The 24,953-nt window shown below is 65.0% G+C and carries 24 protein-coding genes; 4 read left to right on the top strand and 20 right to left on the bottom strand.

The window, feature by feature from the left end:
* The first annotated feature begins 42 nt into the window (after positions 1 to 42).
* On the top strand, positions 43 to 873 hold the full coding sequence (locus tag I6F31_RS09110) for an enoyl-CoA hydratase (RefSeq protein ID WP_225185290.1): 831 nt from the start codon (positions 43 to 45) through the stop codon (positions 871 to 873).
* A 182-nt stretch (positions 874 to 1,055) separates the two neighbouring features.
* On the opposite strand, the gene I6F31_RS09115 is transcribed toward I6F31_RS09110, so the two are convergent.
* On the bottom strand, positions 1,056 to 1,679 hold the full coding sequence (locus tag I6F31_RS09115; RefSeq protein WP_225185291.1) for a GNAT family N-acetyltransferase: 624 nt from the start codon (positions 1,677 to 1,679) through the stop codon (positions 1,056 to 1,058).
* Between the two features lie 68 nt (positions 1,680 to 1,747).
* A complete protein-coding gene (locus I6F31_RS09120) occupies positions 1,748 to 1,951 on the bottom strand; it encodes a DUF1127 domain-containing protein (protein ID WP_035997119.1) in 204 nt (67 codons plus the stop codon).
* Between the two features lie 110 nt (positions 1,952 to 2,061).
* On the opposite strand from I6F31_RS09120, the gene I6F31_RS09125 reads away from it, so the two are divergent.
* Entirely contained in the window at positions 2,062 to 2,961 is a 900-nt protein-coding gene (locus I6F31_RS09125; protein WP_225185292.1) for a transcriptional regulator GcvA, read from the top strand.
* A gap of 131 nt (positions 2,962 to 3,092) precedes the next feature.
* On the opposite strand, the gene I6F31_RS09130 is transcribed toward I6F31_RS09125, so the two are convergent.
* The 3 genes from I6F31_RS09130 to I6F31_RS09140 are packed head-to-tail and all read right to left on the bottom strand — an operon-like array spanning position 3,093 to position 5,754.
* Positions 3,093 to 3,506 (bottom strand): Rieske (2Fe-2S) protein, encoded by a 414-nt coding sequence (locus I6F31_RS09130; RefSeq protein WP_036040510.1) that lies wholly within the window; start codon positions 3,504 to 3,506, stop codon positions 3,093 to 3,095.
* Between the two features lie 51 nt (positions 3,507 to 3,557).
* Positions 3,558 to 4,670 carry an amidohydrolase family protein gene (locus I6F31_RS09135; protein ID WP_225146255.1) on the bottom strand — a complete coding sequence of 371 codons (1,113 nt, stop codon included), beginning with the start codon at positions 4,668 to 4,670 and terminating at the stop codon, positions 3,558 to 3,560.
* Between the two features lie 25 nt (positions 4,671 to 4,695).
* On the bottom strand, positions 4,696 to 5,754 hold the full coding sequence (locus I6F31_RS09140; RefSeq protein WP_225146254.1) for an amidohydrolase family protein: 1,059 nt from the start codon (positions 5,752 to 5,754) through the stop codon (positions 4,696 to 4,698).
* A 145-nt stretch (positions 5,755 to 5,899) separates the two neighbouring features.
* Between I6F31_RS09140 and I6F31_RS09145 the strand changes: the two genes are divergently transcribed.
* On the top strand, positions 5,900 to 6,382 hold the full coding sequence (locus I6F31_RS09145; RefSeq protein ID WP_035997104.1) for a CinA family protein: 483 nt from the start codon (positions 5,900 to 5,902) through the stop codon (positions 6,380 to 6,382).
* A gap of 37 nt (positions 6,383 to 6,419) precedes the next feature.
* On the opposite strand, the gene I6F31_RS09150 is transcribed toward I6F31_RS09145, so the two are convergent.
* The 13 genes from I6F31_RS09150 to I6F31_RS09210 form a co-directional block, all read right to left on the bottom strand.
* Positions 6,420 to 7,187, bottom strand: a complete 768-nt coding sequence (locus tag I6F31_RS09150) for a hypothetical protein (protein ID WP_035997101.1) — start codon at positions 7,185 to 7,187, stop codon at positions 6,420 to 6,422.
* Positions 7,188 to 7,322: 135 nt separating this feature from the next.
* Positions 7,323 to 7,598 (bottom strand): DUF1488 family protein, encoded by a 276-nt coding sequence (locus I6F31_RS09155; RefSeq protein ID WP_035997098.1) that lies wholly within the window; start codon positions 7,596 to 7,598, stop codon positions 7,323 to 7,325.
* Between the two features lie 79 nt (positions 7,599 to 7,677).
* Positions 7,678 to 9,147 (bottom strand): AMP nucleosidase, encoded by a 1,470-nt coding sequence (locus tag I6F31_RS09160; protein WP_074447674.1) that lies wholly within the window; start codon positions 9,145 to 9,147, stop codon positions 7,678 to 7,680.
* 168 nt (positions 9,148 to 9,315) lie between these two features.
* Positions 9,316 to 10,647, bottom strand: a complete 1,332-nt coding sequence (locus tag I6F31_RS09165; protein ID WP_036020913.1) for an HlyD family type I secretion periplasmic adaptor subunit — start codon at positions 10,645 to 10,647, stop codon at positions 9,316 to 9,318.
* A 10-nt stretch (positions 10,648 to 10,657) separates the two neighbouring features.
* On the bottom strand, positions 10,658 to 12,406 hold the full coding sequence (locus tag I6F31_RS09170) for a type I secretion system permease/ATPase (protein ID WP_035997082.1): 1,749 nt from the start codon (positions 12,404 to 12,406) through the stop codon (positions 10,658 to 10,660).
* A 254-nt stretch (positions 12,407 to 12,660) separates the two neighbouring features.
* Positions 12,661 to 12,930: a GlsB/YeaQ/YmgE family stress response membrane protein gene (locus I6F31_RS09175; protein WP_109142276.1), complete on the bottom strand. Its 270-nt coding sequence runs from the start codon at positions 12,928 to 12,930 to the stop codon at positions 12,661 to 12,663.
* Positions 12,931 to 13,030: 100 nt separating this feature from the next.
* A complete protein-coding gene (locus I6F31_RS09180; protein ID WP_036020911.1) occupies positions 13,031 to 14,008 on the bottom strand; it encodes an ABC transporter ATP-binding protein in 978 nt (325 codons plus the stop codon).
* Positions 14,005 to 15,420 (bottom strand): amidase, encoded by a 1,416-nt coding sequence (locus tag I6F31_RS09185; protein WP_225185293.1) that lies wholly within the window; start codon positions 15,418 to 15,420, stop codon positions 14,005 to 14,007. Before I6F31_RS09185 ends, I6F31_RS09180 begins: the two co-directional genes overlap by 4 nt.
* Positions 15,417 to 15,614, bottom strand: coding sequence for a hypothetical protein (locus tag I6F31_RS09190; protein WP_109142275.1), 198 nt, complete (start codon positions 15,612 to 15,614; stop codon positions 15,417 to 15,419). Before I6F31_RS09190 ends, I6F31_RS09185 begins: the two co-directional genes overlap by 4 nt.
* A complete protein-coding gene (locus I6F31_RS09195) occupies positions 15,611 to 16,672 on the bottom strand; it encodes an ABC transporter ATP-binding protein (protein ID WP_225185294.1) in 1,062 nt (353 codons plus the stop codon). The genes I6F31_RS09190 and I6F31_RS09195 overlap by 4 nt, the downstream gene beginning before the upstream one ends.
* Before the next feature lie 3 nt (positions 16,673 to 16,675).
* Positions 16,676 to 17,578: an ABC transporter permease gene (locus I6F31_RS09200; RefSeq protein WP_057028343.1), complete on the bottom strand. Its 903-nt coding sequence runs from the start codon at positions 17,576 to 17,578 to the stop codon at positions 16,676 to 16,678.
* Positions 17,579 to 17,581: 3 nt separating this feature from the next.
* Positions 17,582 to 18,535, bottom strand: coding sequence for an ABC transporter permease (locus I6F31_RS09205; protein WP_057028344.1), 954 nt, complete (start codon positions 18,533 to 18,535; stop codon positions 17,582 to 17,584).
* Between the two features lie 193 nt (positions 18,536 to 18,728).
* Positions 18,729 to 20,390 carry an ABC transporter substrate-binding protein gene (locus tag I6F31_RS09210; RefSeq protein WP_225185295.1) on the bottom strand — a complete coding sequence of 554 codons (1,662 nt, stop codon included), beginning with the start codon at positions 20,388 to 20,390 and terminating at the stop codon, positions 18,729 to 18,731.
* A 198-nt stretch (positions 20,391 to 20,588) separates the two neighbouring features.
* Here I6F31_RS09210 and I6F31_RS09215 point away from each other — a divergent pair, with 198 nt between their 5' ends.
* Positions 20,589 to 22,184 (top strand): ABC transporter substrate-binding protein, encoded by a 1,596-nt coding sequence (locus I6F31_RS09215; RefSeq protein WP_057028346.1) that lies wholly within the window; start codon positions 20,589 to 20,591, stop codon positions 22,182 to 22,184.
* Positions 22,185 to 22,253: 69 nt separating this feature from the next.
* On the opposite strand, the gene I6F31_RS09220 is transcribed toward I6F31_RS09215, so the two are convergent.
* Complete coding sequence (locus I6F31_RS09220; RefSeq protein WP_225185296.1) at positions 22,254 to 23,498, bottom strand: acyl-CoA dehydrogenase; 1,245 nt, start codon at positions 23,496 to 23,498, stop codon at positions 22,254 to 22,256.
* Positions 23,499 to 23,605: 107 nt separating this feature from the next.
* Positions 23,606 to 24,850 carry an acyl-CoA dehydrogenase gene (locus tag I6F31_RS09225; protein WP_225185297.1) on the bottom strand — a complete coding sequence of 415 codons (1,245 nt, stop codon included), beginning with the start codon at positions 24,848 to 24,850 and terminating at the stop codon, positions 23,606 to 23,608.
* Positions 24,851 to 24,953 lie beyond the last annotated feature (103 nt).

Genomic DNA, 24,953 nt, shown 5'->3' on the forward strand with positions numbered 1-24,953 from the left:
ATTGCTTCGCTTCGCTCGCAATGACGAAGGAAGGGAGAAACCATGACCACGGAAACCACCATCGACACCGGCACCAATGAGCTCCTCTGCACGATCCGCGACCGCGTCGCTGTGATCACGCTGAACCGGCCGGAGGCGCGCAATTCGCTGTCGGACGCGCTGACGCCGGCGCTGCGCACGATGATCCGGAGCTGCGGCGAGAATCCCGATGTCGGCGCACTGCTGCTGACCGCCGCGGGCGAAGCCTTCTGCGCCGGCGGCAACGTCAAGGGCATGGGTGCGCATCGCGACAAGGCCAAGCTCGACATGTCCTTTGACGACAAGGTCGCCGACCTGCAGGAGCGGCAGCGGCTGCTCACCGGCGCGCTGGTGTCTGTGCGCAAGCCGACGATCGCTGCGCTGCCCGGCCCCGCGGTCGGCGCCGGGCTCGCCATCGCCATGGCCTGCGACATCCGCATCGCCGCGCAATCGGCCTTCGTTGCCACCGGCTATGCCCGCATCGCGCTCAGCGGCGATTATGGCATCGCCTGGCTGCTCACTCGGCTGGTCGGCACCGCGCGGGCGCGCGAATTGATGTTCACCGGCGACCGCGTCGATGCCGCGCGCGCCGAGGCGATCGGCCTCGTCAACCGCGTCGTGCCCGACGACAAACTGCAGACCGAGGCCTTCGCACTGGCCAAATCGCTCGCCGAAGGCCCGCGCCTCGCGCTGCGCTACATGAAGGACAATCTCGACGAGGCCCTGCTGTTCGACTTCGAAACCGCGCGCGACCACGAGGCCGAAAGGCTGGTCCGCCTCACCACGACCGCCGACCACAAGGAGGCCGTGCAGGCCTTCATCGACAAGCGCAAGGCGGTGTTCACGGGGAAGTAGCTCCGACACAAGCGCCGTCATTCCGGGGCGATGCGCAGCATCGAACCCGGAATCCATTGGGCCGCAAAACGCGCGGTGAAATGGATTCCGGGTTCGCGCTACGCGCGCCCCGGAATGACGAGGGGAGATAGAGCGCGAAAAAACGCCCGGCTCTGGCTTGGCCAGGCCGGGCTGCAGTCATGTCAGACCGAGGCTGAGGGGCTGTCGGCCTGACGGGAAAGGGCGGCGAGCCGCCAGCTCGCACAGGGAATGTCTTTCGGAGCGAGGTTGATCTCCTTGTCGAAGCGCACCAGCTTCCAATCGTCCAGATGGTTGACGAAAGTGAAGCCGGATTTGCGCGCGAGCGAGACCATGGTCTCGTTAGAGCGCAGCGTGTCGCCGAAGATGTGCTCGGCGCCGAGCGCGGCCGCGCGGCATTCCAGGTTCTTCATGAGCGCGGTAGCGATGCCGTGGCCCTGCCAGCGGTCATCGACCGAGAGGCCGAACTCGAGGGTCGCGGTCTCGGCATGGAAGGCATAGCGCGCTTCGGCGACGATGGTCTCGAAGCCGTCGACCATCATGGTCGCCACGATGGTGAAGCGATCGCGCTCGCCGACCTCGAGGAAATCGTGCAGCAGGCCCTTGGGCAATTCGCTGATCGCGCCGAAGAAGCGGTTGTAGCGGGAGCGGGTCGAGAGCGAGCGGAAATAGTGCTGCAGCTCATCGGTGTCGCGCGGCTCGACGAAGCGGACATTGAGCCGCTCACCGTGCCTTGTGCGCAGCACGTCCGAATATTGCTTGAGGTCTTCGAGGCGAAGGGTGCTCATGACACGTGCCCAGCGGAAATGGGACCGCCGGCGCCCCTGTGCTCAGGCGGCGCCGGCCTGGCGACCTATCAGGCCCGCCAGAAGGGTTTGTCGGCCTCGTAGGCAATGTCGGACCAGGACAGCCCGACGTCCTGGAGATCGCGGGCGGTCCAGTGGGTCAGCTCGCGCCGGGTCCGGTAGCGCTCGTGCCAGACGTGGAGGACCTCGCCGATCTGGTAGAGGACGCCCTGTGCATGATGATTTGTCATCGAATTGTCGGTCAATGTAGACATTTTCAGCTCCTGGAGCTAAGTTGACCGCTAATATCTGCCTTCTGCTGCGCCGCGACAAACGACAATTTGTACCTTTTCGCATGAAATAACGTCATGCATCCTGCTGCCAAATGACTGCCAGATTGCCCTCCCTGAACGGATTGCGGGCGTTCGAGGCCGCCGCGCGCCATCTCAGCTTCACGCTCGCAGCCAGCGAGCTGAACGTGACCCAGACCGCGATCAGCCATCAGATCCGCAGGCTGGAGGAGGAGCTCGGCATCCGCCTGTTCATCCGGCAGAACCGCGCGCTGGCGCTGACGCCGGAGGCGCGCGACTATTTGCCGGGCGTCCGCGCCGCCTTCAACGATTTGCGCCTCGCCACGGACCGTCTCCTGCGCAAGGACGACGACAAGGTGCTGACAGTGTCGACGCTGGCCTCGCTCGCCGCCAAATGGCTGCTGCCGCGGCTGACCGATTTCCAGGAGCAGCACCCCGGCATCGATGTGCGCATCACCACCTCGACCAGCCTCGTCGACTTCCAGCGCGACAATGTCGATGCCGCGATCCGCTATGGTCGCGGCCAATGGCCGGGCCTGCGCGCCGACTGGCTGATGGCGGACGAGCTGTTTCCGGTGTGCAGCCCGTCGCTGCTGCGCGGCGACAAGCCGCTGCGCCGCCCCGAGGATCTGCGCAACCATCCGCTGCTGCACACGTCGAGCACCAACAGCGACGACTGGCGGCTGTGGCTGACCGCGGCGGGCCTGCCGGCCGATATCGCAAGACACCCTGGCATCACCTTCGACATGATCTTCATGACCATCCAGGCGGCGATCGACGGCATCGGCGTGGCGATGGGACGGACCTCCTACGTGCAGGACGACATCGCCAAGGGTCGGCTCGTGGTCCCCTTCAAGATCGCGCTGCCGGCGGACGCCGGCTTTTACCTGGTCTCGCCGGACGGCCATCGCGAGGCGCCAAAGCTGGCTGCGTTCCGGCAATGGGTGCTCGCGGCGGCGCAGAATAAGGCGTGAAAATGCAGCGGCTTCCCTCGGTTGTCATTCCGGGGCGCGTAGCGCGAGCCCGGATCCATTTCTCACAGGATCTGTTGCCCGATGGATTCCGGGTTCGGTCCTGCGGACCGCCCCGGAATGACGGCGGAGACCTACAGCTCGACCACCACGTAGTCGCTCTCGACTTTCACCGGGATGGTCTCGGCGACATAGGGCCCCTTCACCACGCTGGCGCCCGGCTCGACATGGGCGGGATAGGCCTTCACGCGGAAACGGCGGGGGTCGCAATAGGATTGGCCGGTGCGGATGTCGAACTCCCAGCCGTGCCAGGGGCAGCGGATAATCTCACCTAACTTGGTGTATTCGATCTCGCCGGGATTGCTCGACTGTGCGAGACCGATCAGCGGGCCCTCACACAGCGCCGCACCCTGATGCGGGCAGCGGTTCATCAGGCCGAAATATTCGCCCTTGATGTTGAAGACTGCGATCGGCCGCCCGTCGATCTCCAGGAATTTTCGCGTGCCGGGCGGAAGCTCGTCGACCGCGGCAATCACATGCCGCGCCATGCTATGTTTTCCGCATGATCTGACCGAAAAACCGCTTCACGCTTTTTCGGATCATGCGGTTATCCCGTACAGCTTCTTTGCGTTGCCGAGATAGAACGCCTCGCGATTGTCCTCGCTGACTCCCGCCGGCAGCACGCGCGACGGCTCGTCATAGTCCCAATGCGGATAATCGGTGGCGAACAAGAGACGGTCCCAGCCGATCCATTTGATGACATCGAACAGATCCTCGCGCCTTTCAGGATCTTCCATCGGCTGCGTCGTCCACCACACCTGCTCGCGGATATATTCCGACGGCGGCCGTTTTACATGCGGCACCTCGCTCCTGAGCCGCTGCCAGGCCTTGTCCAGCCGCCACGCCAGCGACGGCGCCCAGCCGAAGCCGGCCTCGATCATCACCATCTTCAATTTCGGGAAGCGCTCGAACACGCCCTCCAAAACCAGGCTCGCAAGCGCCGATTGCTGGCACTGCGAATGCCCGACCATCTCCTCGATGTAATAGGACGGCCAGCCTGAGGGTGTGATCGGGTTGCCACCGAAGCCGAAGGCGTGGACGCCGACGGGAAGGCCGGCCTCTTCCGCAGCCTGGTAGATCGGCCAATAGCGGCGCTGGCCGAGCGGCTCGACATTGCGGCTGAGCAGCAGCACCTGCACGAAATTCTTGTCCCCGGCGCGCTCGCGGATCTCGGCCGCAGCCGACAGCCCATCCTCATTGCCCACGACGATGGAGGCCTTCAGCCGCTTGTCCTTGCTGGTCCATTTGTCGATCTGCCAATCGTTGATCGCCGAGCACAGAGCGGCTGAGAGCTCGTGATTGCGGATGCCCTGCCCGGTGTTGAGTGGATTGAGCACGCCCAGCTGCACGTTGTTGGGATCGAGCAATTGCTTCTGCATGAAGGCGAGCGAGGAGCCCTGCGGGCCGCCTTCCGGCGGATAGGCATCGCGGCGCGAGGCGTTGGGCTGGGCCTTCGGATAGGGCGGGCCTTCCATCATGCCCTGATAGGCATGGACGCCGTAAACCTCGAGATGGTGCTGCCAGCGTTTGGCGAGGTAGGGGTAGAGCTCGGTCTGGGTCGTACGCGCCGGATGGATGTCGCAGTCCGCGATTGCGGTTTTGACGTTCAGTGGGGAAGCGGCTTCTTGGTTCTCGCGGAACTGGATATTCATCGCCTTGCCTCCTTTGGCAGCGGGCTCATTTCAGGCGGGGATAGGTTGCATGCGGATTGTCGATCATGATCTTGCGCACGAGATCGGGGGACAGACCTTCGGGCAGCGCGTCCTGGCCGTCGAACTGCCAGTGCGGATAGTCCGTGGAGAATAGGACCAATTCGTCGGACTGCATATGATCAAACAGGCGAATTAATGTCTGAGGTTCCGGCGGCGCATCAAATGGCTGTAACGAGAAGCGGATGTTGCTGCGCACAATCTCCAGCGGCGCGCGATCGACCCACGGCGTCTCCATCCGTACCCCGCGCCAGAACTTGTGCAGGCGCCACAGATAGGGCGCGATCCAGGACACGCCGGACTCCAGCATCACCATTTTCAGCCGCGGATATTTGGCGAACACGCCCTCGACGATCAGGCTGGTGAGCTGGGTCTGGAACGCCTGGGCCTGCCCAACATAATCCTCGATGTGATAGGACCCCCAACCCACGGCGGTCGGCGGATTGTGATAGGCGGAACCGGCGTGGATGCCGACCGGGAGTTCCAGACGTTCCGCGGCCTCGTAGATCGGCCACAGCGCGCGCTTGCCGAGCGGCGTATCGCCCATGACCAGCATCAGCACCTGCACGAAGCGCTCGTCCGGTGCACAGCGCTCGATCTCGGCAACGGCTTTCTCGACGCTTTGCGTGGGGATCACGATGGAGCCGCGCAGCCGCGAGTCGCGATCGAGCCATTCCTTTGCCAGCCAATCATTCAGCGCGCGGCAGAAGGCGGCCTGCATGTCTTCCGAAAACACCATCTGCACGCCGTAGAGCGGATTGCAGATGGCGTATTCGAGCTTGAAAGCATCGAGCACGTGACGCTGCATGGCCGCCAGACTCTCGCCGGGCTTGCCGGTCTCGGGGCGCCAGTCCGGCCGCGCGGTAATCGGCGAGTTCTGCGGATAGGATTGCGAGATAAGGTCGACCATGCCGCGCGTCGTGACCTGATCGCGCCAATAATCGTTCAGGTACGGCAGCAGGCTGGTCAGATGCGGCACGGCCGGATGCACGTCGCAGTCGATGCCGCCGGCGATCAGGGACGCCATCACGTCTCCCTTCTCACGTTTCCTCGCATGTCTCTTCTTGTCCCCGCCATTCAAGCAGGCCTGCCCGCCGCCCGCAACTCGGCCAAGCGTCCTGTCATATGCTAGGAAGGCTGAGCTCGGTTGCGAAGGAATGAGGGGTTACGACATGAAAGAGCTCGTCGGCATTGCGGAACAGGTCGCCGCCAAACTGATCGCGCGCAAACAGACCATTGCGGTTGCCGAATCCTCCGCCGGCGGCCTGATCGCGGCCAGCCTGCTCGCGGTGCCCGGCGCATCCGCCTATTTCCTCGGCGGCGCGGTGGTCTATACGCGCGATGCCAGGCGCGTGCTGATGGATATTTCGGACGAAGGAATGAAGGGCTTTCGGTCGTCGTCGGAGCCCTACGCGCAATTGCTGGCCGAGCAGATGCGAACGCGCTTCGACAGCGACTGGGGCCTGTCCGAGACCGGCGCCGCCGGCCCCACCGGCAACCGCTACGGCGATTCGGCGGGCCATAGCTGCATGGCGGTTGCAGGGCCCGCGTCAGAGGTGATGACGCTGGAGACGGGAAGCAACGACCGGTTCGGCAACATGCAGGTATTCGCTGCGACGGCGCTGAAGCTGTTGTTGAGAAAGCTTGAGGGATGAGCGGAGCCCACGCTCATCTCACCATCGATACCCCCGCTCAGGGGCAAGACAAGCTATTACCGGGTTCGCGGCACAGCTTCGCGCGGACCTCGACGACATCGATCTTGTTATCCCTGGCTCGCCGCAGGCGCGAGGCGTAAGCCGAGTAAACTCTGTCTACTGACAGCAGATTGAGCTGCTTCTTGATGGCCGCGCTGCACATCAAAGCGGGGTTGCCGCCGAGGTATCTCGACTCTGCCCCGAGCTCCTGCCGGGTGAGCTCCGCGAAAGGCCCCCGACGCAATTGCATCTCGATCGCTCCGAGCTCCTCGTCACCAGCCTGCACCCGGGCGACACCCTTTGTCTTGCGTTCGAAACCGTTCGCGATCGCCGCCCCGTGAGCCGCCCCGAGCTCTGCAAGCTCTTGTGCTGCGTCCGAAAACTCGCCGCGCTGGGAACCCGCCATGAGGAAGGACTTGCATGCCAATGGGTCGCTCATCAGCTTCAGAAGGGCTGTCAGCTCTGCCCGGTCCACCGCATTGATGTGTTCGTCATCGGCATAGGCTTCCATCTCGTTCGCCAGAATGATGTTGAGCACGCCATTCGCGGCGGGCCATCCGCCTTCATTGAACGCCGCCTCGGTCTTTCGGAGCAAGACCTCCCGGAGGGCGGGATCGCTGCGGGCGATAGACGCCGCCAGTGGGAATCGCGCGAGGTTCTGATCGAAATCGCGTGCAAACCCGCTGGGCCCGGAGAGGCTGGCATATGCCAGATTTCCGGCCAGCAGGGCGACGGCGACGAGCAGCAGGAGTGATCTTCTGGTCATGCGAGAATGTTGGCGTGAAATACCGCGAGACATCATCGCACGCCGGGGTCGGCGCCATCCATTGCAACTACAGGCTGCCGTTAACGAATCCTTTCGCAGCCCTTTCACCGCCTGGCAGATCGCATGCAGGCTGGCTTATTTTGCCAAATGCCGCATGAAAATGCGCACCACATAGCCCGGGAATCGCGGTGCCTCGTCGTAGAGGTCCGACGCGATCCGCTCGATGGTCTCGCGCAGCGACAGGAATTGCGCCTGCCGTGCGCTGCTTTCGGTGCCCTGCATGCCCGCGAGCTCGTCCATCGCGGCGTCGCTGATCTGGCACTGCACGACCTCGCCGTCGTTCAACATGGTGAAGCGAAAGGCCAGCCGTTCCAGATCATGGCCAATGATCTTGTGGCGCATGAGCGGCATCAAGTCGTCCCGGTCGAGCCCCGCGTCGGACAATGCTGAAAATCGCTGCGCTTGTCAGCAGCAAAGTGCGGCTTCGGCCCTACTGGAACGCCACTTCGGCAAAGCTGCGGAGCTTGCGCGAATGCAGCCGTTCCGATTCCTGCTGCTTGAGCCGCTCCAGCGCCTTCAGGCCGATCTCAAGGTGCTGGCCGACGCGGCGGCGGTAGAACTCGCTGGCCATGCCCGCGAGCTTGATCTCGCCATGCAGCGGCTTGTCGGAGACACACAGCAGCGTGCCGTAGGGAACGCGGAAGCGGTAGCCATTGGCGGCGATGGCGGCCGATTCCATGTCGAGCGCGACCGCGCGCGATTGCGACAGCCGGCGGATCACCTCAGGCCCGGAAATTTCCCAATTGCGGTTGTCGACGCTCGCGACCGTGCCGGTGCGCATCAGGCGCTTGAGCTCGAAGCCTTCGAGCCCGGTGACGTCCTCGACCGCCTCCTCGAGCGCGACCTGCATCTCGGCCAGCGCTGGGATCGGCACCCACAGCGGCAGCTCGCGATCGAGCACGTGATCCTCGCGCACATAGCCGTGCGCGAGCACGTAATCGCCGAGCCGCTGCGTGTTGCGCAGGCCGGCGCAATGGCCGAGCATCAGCCAGGCATGCGGCCGCAGCACCGCGACGTGGTCGGTGACGTTGCGCGCATTGGACGGACCGGTGCCGATGTTGATCAACGTGATGCCGCGATAGCCAGGTGCGACCAGATGGAAGGCCGGCATCTGCGGTGCGCGAGCCGGCGCGGTGCCGCTGATCGCGCCGCCGCTGTTCGTGATCACGTTGCCGGGCGCGACGAAAGCTTCGAGCCCGGCTTCGCCGGACTGCAGCCGCTGCTGGCACGCTTGCGCGAAGGCATCGACATAGAACTGGTAGTTGGTGAAGATCACGAAGTTCTGGAAATATTCGGGATCGGTGCCGGTGTAGTGATAAAGCCGGCGCAACGAGTAATCGACGCGGGCGGCGCGGAACAGGGACAGCGGCTCCGGCGTATCAGGCTGGAGCTCGAAAGTGCCGTCGGCGATCGAATCGTCCATGGTCGCGAGAACGGGCACGTCGAACGCATCGCGCAGCGAGCGTGTCACGGGCGAATTCTCGCTGGTGGTGATCGCGGCTTCGATATTGATGTCGCGCCGATAGGCGAAGTGGATCGGGATCGGCTCGGCGGACTCGCCGATCTCGACGGGCACGCCGTGGTTCTGGATCAAGAGGCCGATCTGCTCGGTGAAATAGCTGCGGAACAGATCCGGCCGCGTCACGCTGGTTTCATGCACGCCGGGTCCGGCGACGAAGCCGTAAGCAAGGCGCGAATCCAGCCGCGCATGCGTCGCAGTGGTGATACGGACGAAGGGATAATAGGCGCGAACCCGCATCGTGATCGCTTCCCCGCCGACATAGGCTTCGAACCGGTCGCGCAGGAATTTCGTGTTGCGCTCGTAGATTTCCTCGAGGCGGGCAACGGCGAGGGACGCGTCGGAGAAGGATGCGGTGGGGATGGAGGGAGGAGATTGCATGGTTCGACCGCCGGGTGATTGGGCCTAAGTCGAACTATAGCAAAGAAGGCGGTGTTGTAGGGTGGGTTAGCGCAGCGTAACCCACCACTTCCGCATCCTCGGTTAGAGAAGCGGTGGGTTACGGCTTCGCCTAACCCACCCTACGAGACCACGACGCGCTGTCGTGCGTCACTTCTCGCGGAAGGCGCGCATCAGCTGGTCGTGAAGCGGCTTCATCAGATAGGACAGCATCGTGCGGTCGCCGGTCTGGACGAAGGCTTCCACCGGCATGCCGGGGATCATCTTGACGTCGCCGAGCCTGGCGATCTCTTCCGGCGGCATCGAGACACGGATGGTGTAGTAGCCTTGGCCGGTGCGCTGGTCGGTGGTGACGTCGGGCGAGACGCGGCTGACGACACCGTTGAGCTCGGGCGTGGTGCGCTGGTTGAACGCGGACAGGCGCAGCAGCGTCTTCTGGCCGATCTGGAGCTTGTCGATGTCGACCGGATTGACCTTGGCCTCGACCTGGAGATCGTCGGTCTGCGGCACGATCAGCATCAAGGTATCGCCGGCCGTGACGACGCCGCCGATCGTGTGCACCGTCGATTGCAGCACCATGCCATCCTGCGGCGCGCGGATGTCGACGCGGCGGAGCTGGTCTTCGGCCGCGACCTTGCGCTCGATCAGCTCGCCGATCTTGTCGTTGGTTTCGCGCAGGTCCTTGGAGACCTCGCTGACCACGTCCTTGTCGATCTGGATGATCTGGAGCTCGGTCTCGGTGATCTTGCCCTTGGCCTGGGCGCGCGCGGCGATGTACTGCGCGCGCTCGCCGTTGAGGCGGGCCGAGTCGCGCTCGAGCTGGGTCAGGCGCGAGATCTGCACAAGACGCTTCTCGTAGAGCTCACGCACGCCGGTGAGCTCGTTCAGCACCAGCGCGATCTCCTGGTCCTTGGCTTTTTCCTGGGCGCTGAGACCGGCGATCTCCTCGTTGAGCTGCGTGATGCGTTCGCGGAGCTGCGCCTTCTGCCCGGTGCGGCCATTGACGCGGACCTCGAACAGCTTGGTCTCGGCCGCAAGCAGCGCCTTGACGTCGGGATCGCCCGCCCGCTCGATGAGGCCTTGCGGGAACTCGATTCGGTCGAGGCCGCGCTGCTCGGCCTGCAATCGCGCCGCACGCACCTGCGCCGCATCGAGGTTCTTGGTGACGATGGCAAGATTGGCCTTGGTGACGGTGTCGTCGAGCCGCACCACGATGTCGCCGGACTTGACCAGGTCGCCGTCGCGGGCGCGCACCTCGCCGACCACGCCGCCGGTCGGATGCTGCACCTTCTTGACGTTGGATTCGACCACGATCTGGCCCGGCGCAATCAGCGCGCCCGAGATCAGGACGGTCGAGGCCCAGCCGCCGAGGCCGACGACCAGGACCAGCACGATCACAAGGCCGAGCATCAGGTGGAACCTGATGGAGTCGCGGACGGTCTTCGCGGCCGCCTTGGTGCCGCCGATGGCCAACGTGCTCATGGCTTCGTGCTCATGGTTTGGCCACTCCGCCTTCGCTGACGATCTTGATCGGCGCCGGCGGCGTCACGCGCGGCTGCAGCACCTGGGCGAGCACCTGCTCCTTCGGCCCAAAGGCCTGCATGCGACCGTCGCGCAGCACCAGGATCTGGTCGACCGCCTCGACGCCGATCGGGCGGTGCGCCACCACGACGACGATGGCACCGCGCTCGCGCGCCGAGCGGACGGCGCGGGTCAGCGCCTCGTCGCCTTCGGTGTCGAGATTGGAATTGGGCTCGTCGAGCACGATCAGGAAGGGGTTGCCGTAGAGCGCGCGCGCCAGCGCCACGCGCTGGGCCTGGCCTGCGGAAAGCGCGGCGCCCTGCTCGCCGACTTGGGTGTTGTAGCCCTCGCGCATCTTGATGATCATCTCGTGCACGCCGGCCTCCTTGGCTGCGGCGATGATCGCCTCGGAGGTGGCCTCGGGATCGAACCGGCTGATGTTCTGCGCGATGGTGCCGCCGAACAATTCGACGTCCTGCGGCAGATAGCCGATATGGCGGCCGAGCGCGTCGCTCGTCCATTGATCGAGCGCCGCGCCGTCGAGCCGCACCTTGCCGCGCACCGGCTGCCAGACCCCGACCAGCGCGCGGATCAGCGACGACTTGCCGGAACCGCTCGGGCCGATCACGCCAAGGCCGTTGCCGGCGGCGAGCGCGAAGGTGACATCCTGCACCACGAGACGCTGATCGCCGGGCGGCACCATGGCGACGCCTTCGACCGAGAGCCGGCTGGTCGGCGCCTGCAGCTGGGTCGGCATCGCCTGCGCCGGCATCTGCTCCAACAGGCGCGTCAGACGCTGCCAGCTCTGGCGCGCCGCGACGAAGGATTTCCAATGCGCGATGGCGAGATCGACCGGCGCGAGCGCGCGGGCGGACAGGATCGAGCCGGCGATGATGATGCCGGCCGTCGCCTCCTGGTGGATGACGAGATAGGCGCCGACCGCGAGCACGGCCGATTGCAGCATCATCCGCAGCACCTTTGCGACCGCGCCGAGACCACCGGCGACGTCGCTCGCCCGCTGATTGCCGGCGAGGTATTTTTCGTTGGCCTCGCTCCAGCGCTGGTTCATCCGGCCGGCCATCCCCATCGACACCATCACTTCGGCGTTGCGGCGGCTGGCCTGGGCGAGATCGTTGCGCTGGGCGGCGAGGCCCATCGCTTCCTTCGCCGGCTGGCGGGACATGAACTCGGTGACCAGCGTCAGCCCGACCAGGATGATGGCACCGACCAGCGCGGTGACGCCGATCAGGACATGGAAGGCGAAGCAGATGGCGAGATAGAGCGGCAGCCAGGGCAGGTCGAAGAATGCGCTGGGGCCCATGCTGCCGAGGAAGGAGCGGACATTGTCGAGATCGCGCAGAGGCTGCAGGCCCTCGTTGCGGCTGCCGACCAGCAGCGGCAGGCGCACGATGGTGTCGAACACGCGCTTATTGAGGGCCTCGTCGAGCGCGGTGCCGATCCGCCCCAGGATGCGGTTGCGGATCATGTCCAGCACGCCCTGCGCCATGTAGAGGAAGCTGGCGAGGATGATCAGGCCGACCAGGGTGGGGATGCTGCGGCTCGGCAGCACCCGGTCATAGACCTCCAGCATGAAGATCGACCCGGTCAGATAGAGCAGGTTGATCATGCAGCTCATCAGGCCGACGCCGATGAAGGCCGTGCGACAAGCGCGCAAGGCGTCACCGAGCTCCGAACGGCGGACGCCAGGGATGGCTGCCATCAGTCTGATCTCTTTCGGCTAACGGGCAAAGCCCTGATTTCAAAGGCGATTCAAGGAGTACTCGCCTTGGATTAACATCTGTTTTCCGGCCGTCCGACGCGGTCGAATTTAATCCGAGGCCTCATGGGCCACATCTACCCCCGATAGCCTTCCGCGCAAGTCCGGAATTCCACAGGCTTGCGGCTTTTTCTTGCAGGCTTTCAGCCGCTTCCGCGAAAAGCGCGGCTCAAGTTCCGCTCAGCCGAATGCAGAGGCTAGAGCCGGCCCCCGCCGCGCACAAGGCGTACCACCAGCAGCAGGATGACCGCGCCGATGGCAGAATAGACAATCTGGGAGATCAAGCCGCTGCCGAGGCGGATGCCGAGCTTTGGAAACAGCAGGCTCGCCACCAGCGCACCGCAGATGCCGATCACGATGTCGCCGATAAGGCCGAACCCGGCGCCCCGCACGATCTTGCCGGCGAGCCAACCAGCGACGAGACCGACGAACAGGATGACGAGCAGGCCTTCGTTGGAAATGTACATCCGTGAGGTTCCTCTCCGTGAACGGCGCCATGGAACGGGAACCGGAATGAATGGGGTGTGAATGCTGGAGGCTCGCTCAGCCCGGCTCAATTCATCCAACCTATGACAGCACGGTGGCCGGCTCCGCCAGGACGCATCTGGCCGCCCGACCCGGCCCGACCGCGACATTCCCGGGCAATTGCTCCAGGCAGCGCGGCTCGGCGAGTTTGCAGCGGGGAGCGAAGGAGCAATTGTGCGGCTTCTCGGCCAGCGACGGCGGCGTGCCGGGGATGGTCTCCAGCCGCTGCCCGCGCTTGGCGCCGTGGATGGTGGAGGCGAGCAGGCCCTTGGCATAAGGATGCACCGGCGAGCGGACGATGTCGCGCAAGGTCCCCTGCTCCACGATCTGACCGGCATACATCACCGCGACGCGATCGCAGATCTCGATGGCGACGCCGATGTCGTGGGTGACGAAGATGACGGACATGCCGAACTCGCGCTGCAGCTCGCGCAGCAGCAGCAGGATCTGGATCTGCACGGTCGCATCGAGCGCCGTGGTCGGCTCGTCCGCGAGCAGGATTTTCGGCCGGCAGGCGAGCGCAAGCGCGATCATCGCGCGCTGGCGCATGCCGCCGGACATTTCGTGCGGATAGGCATCCAGCCGGCGCTTGGCCGAGGGAATGCGCACGACCTCGAGCATCTCCAGCGCCCGTGCGCGCCCTTCTGCAAAGCTCTTGCCTTCGTGGCGCACCACGCTTTCGGCGATCTGCGCGCCGATCGTGTAGACCGGATCGAGCGCAAGCGCCGGCTCCTGGAAGATCATCGAGACGGTCTGGCCGCGGAACGACGACAGCTGCTCGTCGTTCATGGCCAGCACGTCCTGTCCCATGACGTTGACCGTGCCCGAAATCTGCGTGCGCTTCTTCGGCAGCAGCCGCATCAAGGCACGCAAGGTCACGCTCTTGCCCGAACCGGATTCGCCGAGCAGGCCCAGCACCTCGCTGTTCCCCAGCGAGAGACTGAGATCGTTCACGGCATAGACCGTGCGCTCGCCGGTGAAGCGGATGTTGAGGCCTGAGATCTCGACGAGGTTTGTCATGACGGCAGCTTCGGCAATCGGTCGTGATAGTCGGTGACGCGCTGGAACGCGGCGCCGATGGTCAGCAGGGTGGCTTCGTCGAAGGAGCGGCCGATCAGCTGCATGCCGACCGGCAGGCCGGTCGTGGTGAAGCCCGAAGGAATGGTCAGTGACGGCAAGCCCAGGAAATTCACCGGGCGGGTGAACAGCGTCAGCCGCTGCAACAGCGCCGGCGCGTTCGGGCCGCCGCCGACGTCGCTCTCCTCGATCGTCGGCGCCGGCACCGGGGACGCCGGCGCGATCACCGCATCGACGCCTGCCGCCGCGGCATTGTGGGCCGCGAGCCCCGGCCCGCGCCAACGCATCGCCTCGAGATAGGTGATGGCGGGAACGGCGAGGCCGTTCTGAAGCCGCATCAAGACCTGCGGGCCATAGTCCTGCGGACGTTCGATCATCCAGCGCTTGTGGAAGGCGGCGGCTTCCGCCGCGAGCACGAGCTGGCTTGCCGACGACAATTGCCGCTGGTCGGGCAGCTCGACGCGGACGATGTCGGCGCCCTCGCGCTTGAGCACCGCGATGGTCTCGTCCAGCACGCGCGCGACCTCGCTGTCGAGATCGTCGACATAGAACGAGGCGGGCACGCCGATCTTGAGACCCCTCAGCGAAGCCTTGGTGGCTGCGACGTAGTCCGCGAGCGGCTCGTGGCTGCAGGTCGAATCGGCGGGATCGGGCCCGGCCATCAGCGCCAGCAAGAGCGCGCAATCCTCGGCGGTGCGGGCCAGCGGGCCGACGGTATCGAGCGATTGCGACAGCGGCATTGCGCCGGCGCGGCTGACGCGGCCCACCGTGGTCTTGAGTCCCGTGACGCCACAGAAATGCGCGGGCATGCGGATCGAGCCGCCGGTGTCGGAGCCAAGCGCCGCATAGGTCAGGCGCGCGGCCACCGCCGAGCCGGAGCCGGATGAGGAGCCGCCGGTGATATGGGCGACGTTCCAGGGATTGCGCACCGGACCGTAATGAGCGTTGTGCCCGGTCGGGCCATAGGCGAACTCGGCGAGATGCAGCGTGCCGAGCCGGACCTGGCCGGCGTCCTTGAGCCGCTGCAAGGCGGTGGACGTGACGTTCGGCACGAAGTCGCGGCGGATCAGCGAGCCGCAGGTCGAGACGTGGCCGGCATCGTAGTACATGTCCTTGTGCGCGAGCGGGACGCCATGCAGGGGACCGCGGACATTGCCCTTGGCGAGCTCGGCATCGGCGGCATCCGCCGCTTTCAATGCAGCCTCGGCCTCGATCGACATGAAGGCGTTGAGATGCGGCTGCCACTGCGCGATGCGCTGCAGCAGCGCACGCGTCGCCTCGTGCGAGGACACCTGCTTCATCGCGATCGCGCGCGCGACCTCGGTGAGCGTCATCAGAGCGGGCTCACGGCTCATTTGGACACCTTCTGCGTCTGCGCGAGCACGTAAGTTGCGGGCTCCAGATCGAACGGCAGCGTGCCGGCGATCGCGGCGAAGCCTTCGAAGGCGGGGCCGATGGCATTGGAGATGCGGGTTGCGATCTCGTCGTCCACGGGGACGCCGGCGATATGCGCGATCGGCTTGATCTCTTTCGGTGTCGGTCTCGTCATGCGGTTTCTCCCCTGGGGGCGCGGCTGTGGCCTGAACCCGGTATCGCCATGTAGCACGCGGCCTCGTGGCCCATATTATCCAGCGCAGTGAGCTTTGGTGTCGCATTTGCGCAGAGCGGCTCCGCAAACGGGCAACGGGTGTGGAAACGGCAGCCCGGCGGCGGATCGATCGGATTGGGCGGGTCGCCCGTGATCGGCGGCGTCTCGGTGCGCCTGTCGGGGTCCGAAGACGGCATCGCGGCGAGCAGCGCCCGGGTGTAGGGATGCGCCGGGCTGTCCCAGACCTGGTCGACCGGGCCGAGCTCGACGACCTCGCCGAGATACATCACCAGCACGCGGTCCGAGATGTAGCGCACCACGTTGAGGTCGTGGCTGATGAAGAGATAGGTGAGGCCGAATTCGCGCTTGAGATCGGCGAGCAGGTTGAGCACCTGCGCCTCGACGGATTTGTCGAGCGCCGAGACGGCTTCGTCCAGGATCACCAGCCGCGGCGACAGCGCCAGCGCCCGCGCGATGTTGACACGCTGGCGCTGGCCGCCGGAAATCTCGTGCGGATAGCGGTTGGCGAAGTTTTCCGGGCGCAGGCCGACCTTGCCGAGCAGCTCTCGCGCCAGGTTGCGCGCCGCGCCATCGGCCATGCCATGGACCTTTGGACCGAAGGCGACGGATTCCTCGATCGTCAGGCGCGGGTTGAGCGAGGCGTAGGAATCCTGGAACACCATCTGCATGCCGCGGCGCAGCTCGCGCAAGCTCAGCGACTGGCCGACGGTCATGCCGTCATAGATGATGTCGCCGACATCGCGCGGCATCAGGTGCATCAGCAGCCGCGCCGTGGTCGACTTGCCGCAGCCGGACTCGCCGACGATGCCGACGGTCTCGCCCTTGGCGACGGAGAAGGAGACGTTGTCGACGGCACGCACCGTGCGCTTGGCGGCGAACAGGCCGCCGCGCACCGGAAAATGCTTGGTCAGGCCGTTGACCTGCAGCAGCGGCTGCGCGAGCCCACCGCGGTCCTCGACCGGCTCCAGCATTTCGACGGAGGTGTTGGTTTCGCTCATGGCCTAGTTCCTGATGTCCATGGCGCTACGCAGGCCGTCCGAGAGCAGATTGAAGCAGATCGAGACCGCGAAGATCATTGCGCCCGGCAAGGCTGCGACCCAGGGATTGACGTAGATCGCGGTGCGCAGCGTGTTCAGCATCAGGCCCCATTCCGGCTCCGGCGGCTTGGTGCCGAGGCCGAGGAAGGACAGACCGGCCGCCAGGATCATCGAGACCGAGATCAGACTGGTGGCATAGACGAAGATCGCGCCGAGCACGTTGCCGAGGATGTGGACGCGCATGATGGTGAAGGCGCCCGCGCCGGAGGCACGGGCGGCCTCGACGAAGTCCATGTTGCGCACGCCGGTGGTGACGCTCTCGGCGACGCGGGTGATCTGCGGCACGAACACGATGGTCAGCGCCACGATGGAGTTGAGGATGCCGGCGCCGAGCGCGCCGGAGATCGCGATCGCCAGCAGCACCGACGGGAAGGCGTAGAACACGTCCACCGTGCGCATGATCGCGGTGTTGAGCTTGCCGCCGACATAGCCGGCAATGATGCCGAGCGAGGTACCGATGCAGAAGGCCAGGATCACGGGCAGGATGCCGATGACCAGCGACAGGCGCCCGCCATAGATCAGCCGCGCCAGCATGTCGCGGCCGAGCTCGTCGGTGCCGAGCGGATAGCCTGTCGTGCCGATGTGGCGGAGGCGCCGGATCATCGAACCCTTGTAGGGGTCTTCGAGACCGAGCCACGGCGCGAGGATCGCGGAGAGGAAGATCAGCAGCAGCACCAGCGCGCAGGCCATGCTGACCTTGTCGCGCATGATGCGCCGGCCGACGGTCGCCCAATAACCACGCGCCTTGGTCGCGGGCGCGGCCTGCAGCGCGGCATCGGCGGTGGCGGACAACGGGAGCTCGCTCATCGGCTAGCCCCGCTTGATGCGCGGGTCGATCGCGGCTTGGGCGATGTCGACCAGGAGATTGAGGAAGACGAAGAACAGCGCCAGGATCAGGATCGTGCCCTGCAGCAGCGGCAGGTCACGCTGGAAGATCGCCGAGTTGAGCAGGAAGCCCGAGCCAGGCCAGGAGAACACGGTCTCGATCAGGATCGAGCCGCCGAGCATGTAGCCGAGCTGAAGCCCCATCACCGCGAGCGCGGTGGGCGCGGCATTCTTGATGACGTGGCGGAACACGCCGGTTTCGCGCAGGCCCTTTGCACGCAAAGCCTCGACGAAGTCCTGCGAGAGAATGTCGCCAGTGAGCGCGCGGACCGTGCGGGTGACGATGCCCATCGGGATCACCGACGTCGTGATCGCGGGCAGCACGAGATATTTGAGGTGCGCCCAATCCCAGGCCCAGGAGTTGGAGCCGCTGGGGCCGGCGCCGACCGCCGGCAGCCAGTTCAGCTGGACCGAGAAAATGATGACGAGCAGCATGCCGAGCCAGTAATGCGGCACCGAGACGCCGGCGATGGCAAAGGAGGTCGCGACCTTGTCGATCCAGGTCTCGCGGAAATAGCCGGCGATCAGGCCAAGCAGGACGCCCATGGTGAAGCCGATGATGGCGGCGGCAATCGCGAGCGTGACGGTGTTGCCGACCGCGCGCATGACCTCGGCCAGCACCGGACGCCCCGTCGCGATGGAATTGCCGAGATCGCCATGAAGGGCACGCAGCAGCCACAGGCCGAACTGCACCGGCAGCGGCCGGTCGAAGCCATAGGCGGCGCGCAGCTGCGCGGCGAGCTCCTGCGACGCATCGGCCGGCAGCACGGCGACCAGCGGATCGCCCGGCGTGATGTGCACGAGCAGGAAGCACACCAGCGCCACGCTGATGACGATCGGGACGACGTAGACAATGCGTCTGGCGGTATAGGCGAGCACTGGTCTTCTTTCTTCCTTCTCCCCTTGCGGGAGAAGGTGGCGCGCAAGCGCCGGATGAGGGGTTCGGTCCGCGGACGCAACTTTTCCAATCGAAGGGTCCGCATCCGCGGAGAGAGACCCCTCACCCGGCTTCGCTAAAGCGAAGCCACCCTCTCCCACAAGGGGAGAGGGTGCACCGAGCAAATCGACAGAGCTACTGCGCGATCGACACCGGCGAGAAGTCGATGAACCAGCTCTTCGGTTGCACGACGCCTGTCACCTTCGGGCTCATGGCGCGCGGGCCGACGTCGTGGGCGACGTAGAGGAAAGCGGCGTCGTCGACGGAGGCTGCGTGCAATTCGGCGAGTGCGGCGTCGCGCGCGGCGGGATCGAAGGTCTGGCGCGCCTTCTTCACCAGCTCGTCGAATTTGGGGTTGTTGATGAAGCCCCAATTGTTCGAGACCGGCGGCGCCATGCCCGACTGCAGGAAGCGCACCAGCGCGAAGAACGGGTCCATCGCCGCGTAGGTGACGTTGGTCGCGTGCGAGCCGTTGGCGCTGGGATCCTTGGCGCCGCGGCGCCAGTTGGTGAACAGCGTATTCCATTCGATGACGTCGAGCTGCACATCGAAATAGCATTCGGCCAGCGCCTGCTGGAGATACTCGTTCATCGGCAAGGGCTGCATCTGGCCGGAGCCGGACGCCGAGGTCTGCGTCTTCACGGTCAGCTTCTTGTTGGGACCGTAGCCGGCCTCCTGCATCAGCTTTTGCGCAGCCGCCTTGTCGTACTTGATCTGGAAGGTGGGATTGCCGCGCCAGGGGTGGCCGGGCTCGAAGGTGCCGGACGCCGGCACCATCAGCCCCGCGAGCAGACCGTCCCTGAGGCCTTCGCGGTCGACGCAGAGGTTCGCGGCCTTGCGCACTCGGATGTCGTTCCAGGGCGAGCCCTCGACGCGCGAGAACTGCCACGGCCAGACGTGCGGCTGCTCGTTGGAGTAGAGCTTGAAGCCGCGCTGCTTGAGTTCGGGCAGCGCGTCCGGTGCCGGCGCCTCGACCCAATCGACCTGGCCGGACAGCAGCGCCGCGGTGCGCGCGTTGGCTTCCGGCATCGGCAGCAGCACCATCTTGTCGACCTTGGGCACGCGATCCTTGTTCCAGTAGCTCGCGTTCTTGACCAGCTCGAGCCGCTCGCGCGGGGTGAAGCTCGCCATCTTCCACGGGCCGGTGCCCGAGGCGCTCCTGGCGAAGGCGGTCCATGCGGCCTGTGACTTCGCCTTAGCGTCGGCGCCTTCGGCCTTGTCGTAGAAGGACTGCCACTTCGCCGGGCTTGCCATGAACAGATTGGTGAGATTGATCGGCAGGAAGCTGTCGGGCTCCTTGGTGGTGAGCTCGACGGTCATGTCGTCGATCTTCTTCGCGGAGGCCAGCGTCGGCATGCGCGAGGCCGTGACGCCGACCTGGCTGGCGTCGAATTGCGGCGCATCCTGCTTCAGCACCTTCTCGACGTTCCACACCACCGCGTCGGCGTTGAACGGCGAGCCGTCATGGAAGGTGACGCCGGGGCGCAGCTTGAAGACCCATTTGGTCTTGTCGGCATCGTCGACCTTCCACTCGGTGGCAAGGCCGGGGATCACCACGCTCGCCTTGTCGGCAGAGGACAGGTCCCAGCTGGTCAGCGCATCGTACATGGTGAGGCCGGTGAAGCGGTTGCCCTCGAAACCTTGATCGGGCTGGCCGAGCGTGCGCGGAATATCGGCAGCAGTCATGCCGATGCGCAGCACAGTTTCGGCAGCCGCCACCCGCGGCCATGCAGCTGCGCTGCCAAGCGCCAACAGCGCGATCAGCGCCGCCCGTGTGTTGTTGTTCTTGATAAACATCGCCTCAGTCCCTTTCCGGCTTCCGATGATTAATTTTGATGCAATCGTATGCAATGGCTATGCCAAGGGAAAACTTTTTCTGCGAATTGCCCCTGCGACGACAAGTCCTTGTGATGACGCACGGGCGAAATCGGCGCGCTGCCTATTCTGGCATCAAGATTGCAGGTTTGGCCCCAGATCCCCCTGGAGCTTTGGGCCATGCGTATTCGTCTATCGACCTGTCTCGCCGTGCTTGCACTGGCGGTGTCCGCAATCACGGCGCGCGCCGAAACGGTGGTGCGTTACGGCATCTCGATGGCGGATATTCCACTCACCACTGGCCAGCCAGATCGTGGCGCCGGCGCCTATCAGTTCACGGCCTACACGATCTACGATCCGCTGGTGGCCTGGGAGATGGACGTCGCCGACCGCCCCGGCAAGCTGGTGCCGGGCCTCGCCACCGAATGGAAGGTGGACGACGCCGACAAGACGAAGTGGCGCTTCACCCTGCGCAAGGGCGTGAAGTTTCACGACGGCAGCGATTTCAACGCCGATGCGGTAATCTGGAATCTCGACAAGGTGCTCAACGACAAGGCGCCGCAATTCGACAAGCGGCAGAGCGCGCAGGTGAAGACCCGCCTCCCCTCCGTCGCCAGCTACGCCAAGATCGACGACTTCACGGTGGAGATCACCACCAAGACGGTGGATTCCTTCTTCCCCTATCAGATGCTGTGGTTCCTGGTCTCGAGCCCGGCGCAATATGAAAAACTCGGCAAGGACTGGGACAAGTTCGCCAGCCAGCCCTCCGGAACCGGCCCGTTCAAGCTGACGAAGCTGGTGCCGCGCGAGCTCGCCGAGCTCAGCAAAAATCCGGACTACTGGAACAAGAAGCGCATTCCCAAGGCCGACAAGATCGTGCTGGTGCCGATGCCGGAAGCGCTGACGCGCACCAATGCACTGCTCGCCGGCCAGGTCGACCTGATCGAGACGCCGGCCCCGGATGCCGTGCCGCAGCTGAAGGCGGCGGGCATGAAGCTGGTCGACAACGTCACGCCGCATGTGTGGAATTATCACCTCAGCGTGCTGCCGGGCTCGCCCTGGACCGACATCCGCCTGCGCAAGGCGCTGAATCTTGCGATCAACCGCGACGAAGTCGTCGGCCTGATGAACGGCCTCGCCAAGCCCGCCAAGGGCCAGGTCGACCCGTCGAGCCCGTGGTTCGGCAAGCCCAGCTTCGAGCTGAAATATGATCTCGCCGCCGCCAAGAAGCTGGTGGAGGAAGCGGGCTATTCGAAAGCAAAGCCGCTGAAGACCACCTTCATCATCGCGCAAGGCGGCACCGGCCAGATGCTGTCGTTGCCGATGAACGAATTCCTGCAGCAGAGCTTCAAGGAGATCGGCATCGAGATCGACTTCAAGGTGGTCGAGCTGGAGACGCTCTATACGCATTGGCGCAAGGGCGCCGCCGACGAGATGAACGCCGGCATCACCTCCAACAACATCGCCTACGTCACCTCGGATCCGCTCTACGCCATCGTCCGCTTCTTCCATTCCGGCCAGATCGCGCCGGTGGGCGTCAATTGGGGCGGCTACAAGAACCCGAAGGTCGACGCGCTGATCGACGAGGCCAAGCAGACTTTCGATAGTACCAAGCAGGACCAATTGCTGGCGCAGGCGCACGCGCTGATTGTGGACGATGCCACGCTGGTGTGGGTCGTCCACGATACCAATCCGCACGCGCTGTCACCGAAGATCAAGCAGTTCGTGCAGGCGCAGCACTGGTTCCAGGATCTGACGACGATCGGGGTGGAGTGAGCAACACGCAAGGGTGGGCACGGCGCTTTGCGCCTTTGCCCACCCTTGGTGCATGCTCAGCGCGCGCGATCACCGCCCCTTGGTCGGGATCTTGTTGTACGGCACGTCCTTGTCGACGCGGATGTCGCCCGGCAGGCCGAGCACGCGCTCGGCGATGATGTTGCGCAGGATCTCATCGGTGCCGCCGGCGATGCGCATCGAGGGCGAGGACAGCAGCATCTGCTGGAATTGGCCCTGGGCCGTTTCCTCGTCATTTCCGGTGAGAACACCGGCCGCGCCCTGCAGATCCATGGCGTAAGTCGCGATGTCCTGCAGCATCATGCCCGAGACCAGCTTGCCGATCGAATTCTCCGGGCCCGGTCGCTCGCCTTTCGATAGCGCCGAGATCGTGCGGTAGCTGGTGTATTTCAGTCCGTTCGACTTCGCCGCCCAACTCGCGAGCTTCGAGCGTACGGCGGGATCGTCGATGGCGAGGCCATCCTCCAGCATCAGGTTCGAGCATAGCTCGAACATTTCGGGCACGCCGGTCGCGAGCCGCGCGCCGATCGACATGCGCTCGTTCATCAGCGTGGTCAGCGAGACGTTCCAGCCGTCGCCGACGGCACCCAGCCGCTGGCTGTCGGGGATCACGACATCGGTGAAATAGACCTCGTTGAACTCCTGCATGCCGTTGGCCTGCTTGATCGGCCGCACCTCGACGCCGGGGCTCTTCATGTCCAGGAAGAACATGGTGAGGCCCTTGTGCTTGGGCACGTTCGGATCGGTGCGCGCGATCAAGAGACCATAGTCGGAATAATGCGCGCCCGAGGTCCAGATCTTCTGGCCGTTGACGACCCAATTGTCACCCTTCTTTTCGGCGCGGGTACGCAGGCCCGCCACGTCGGAGCCGGCAGACGGCTCGGAGAACAGTTGGCACCAGATCTCCTCACCCGATGCGAGCTTCGGCAAGTAGCGGCGCTTGGCCTCCTCGCTGCCGAACGCCATCACGGTCGGGCCGCACATGCCTTCGCCGATCTGGAACGGCTGCGTCAGCTTGCCGTAGACGCCCTCCTCCTGCTGCCAGATCACCTTTTCGATCGGCGTCGCGCCGCGGCCGCCATACTCCCTGGGCCAGTGCAGGCAGGCCCAATTGCCCTCGAACTTCTTCTTCTGCCAGGCCTTGCCGACATCGACGATGTCCTGATTGGCGAGCCGGATGCGGCCCAGCGAGGACTTCGACAGCTCGGCATGCAGCTCCTTCGGCGCATTGGCCTCGATCCATTGGCGCGCGGTCTGGCGGAATGCGGCTTCCTGCGGTGTGTCGTCGAAATTCATGTGGACCTCTATCTTCGTAGGGTGGGTTAGCGCAGCGTAACCCACCACTTCTGCTGAGCGGAGACGAAAGAGGTGGGTTACGCCTTCGGCTAACCCACCCTACGGTTCTATGCTCTTCCCTTCGTCGGGATCTTGTTGAACGGCACGTCCTTGTCGACGCGGATGTCGCCGGGCAGGCCCAGCACCCGTTCGGCGATGATGTTGCGCATGATCTCGTCGGTGCCGCCCTCGACGCGTGTACCCGGCGCACGCAGCAGCATGGCCTGGAAACGGCCGGCCAGCTCGCCATCCTCGCCGCTGACGATTCCGGACGCGCCCTGCAGATCCAGTGCGTAGGTCGCAACGTCCTGGATCATGGAGCCGGCCACCAGCTTGCCGATGGAGTTCTCCGGTCCCGGGCGTTCGCCCCTCGACAGCGCCGAGATCGCGCGCATGCTGGTGTATTTCAGTCCGCTTGCCTTCACCGCCCAGTTCGCCAGCTTGGATCGCACCGCGCGATCCTCGATCGCCGGGCCGTCGTCGAGCATCAAGCTGGAGCAGTACTCGAACAATTCGGGGAAACCGGTCGATACGGCCGCGCCGATCGCACTGCGCTCGTTCATCAGCGTGGTCAGCGAGACGTTCCAGCCGTCACCGACCTCGCCGAGGCGCTGATGGTCGGGGATGCGGACATTGGTGAAATAGACCTCGTTGAAATCCGAGGCACCGCTCGCCTGCTTGATCGGCCGCACCTCGACGCCGGGGCTCTTCATGTCCAGGAAGAACATGGTGAGGCCCTTGTGCTTGGGCACGGTCGGATCGGTGCGCGTGAGCAGGATGCCGTAGTCTGAATAATGTGCACCCGAGGTCCAGATCTTCTGGCCGTTGATGATCCAGTCGTCGCCGTCCTTCTCGGCGCGCGTGCGCAGGCCCGCGACATCCGAGCCGCCGGCGGGCTCGGAGAACAGCTGGCACCAGACCTTCTCGCCGGAGGCGAGCGGCGGCAGATAGGTCCGCTTATGCTCCTCGCGCGCGAACGCCATCATGGTCGGCCCGCACATGCCGTGGCCGATGATGAACATGCGGGAGAGCTGGCCGAACGGCCCCTCCTCCTGCTGCCAGATCACGCGCTCGATCGGCGAGGCGCCACGGCCGCCATATTCCTTCGGCCAATGCAGGCAGGCCCACCCGGCGTCGGCCTTTTTCTTCTGCCAGGCTTTTGCGACTTGGAGGATGTCAGCGTTCTTGAGCACGGTGCGGCCGAGCGAGGATTTGCGCAGCTCCTCCTCATATTGCCTGGGCGCGTTCGCGCTGATCCAGGCGCGCGCGGTGGCGCGGAACTCGGCTTCCTGCGGGGTGTCGTCGAAGTTCATCTTGGTTCTCTGCTGTCCGTAGGGTGGATTAGCCGGAGGCGTAATCCACCAATTCTGTCGAGCACTGCCGGTCGGTGGTGGGTTACGCCTTCGGCTAACCCAC

The organism is Bradyrhizobium sp. NBAIM01 (assembly GCF_020194115.1).
GTDB classification, from domain to species: domain Bacteria; phylum Pseudomonadota; class Alphaproteobacteria; order Rhizobiales; family Xanthobacteraceae; genus Bradyrhizobium; species Bradyrhizobium yuanmingense.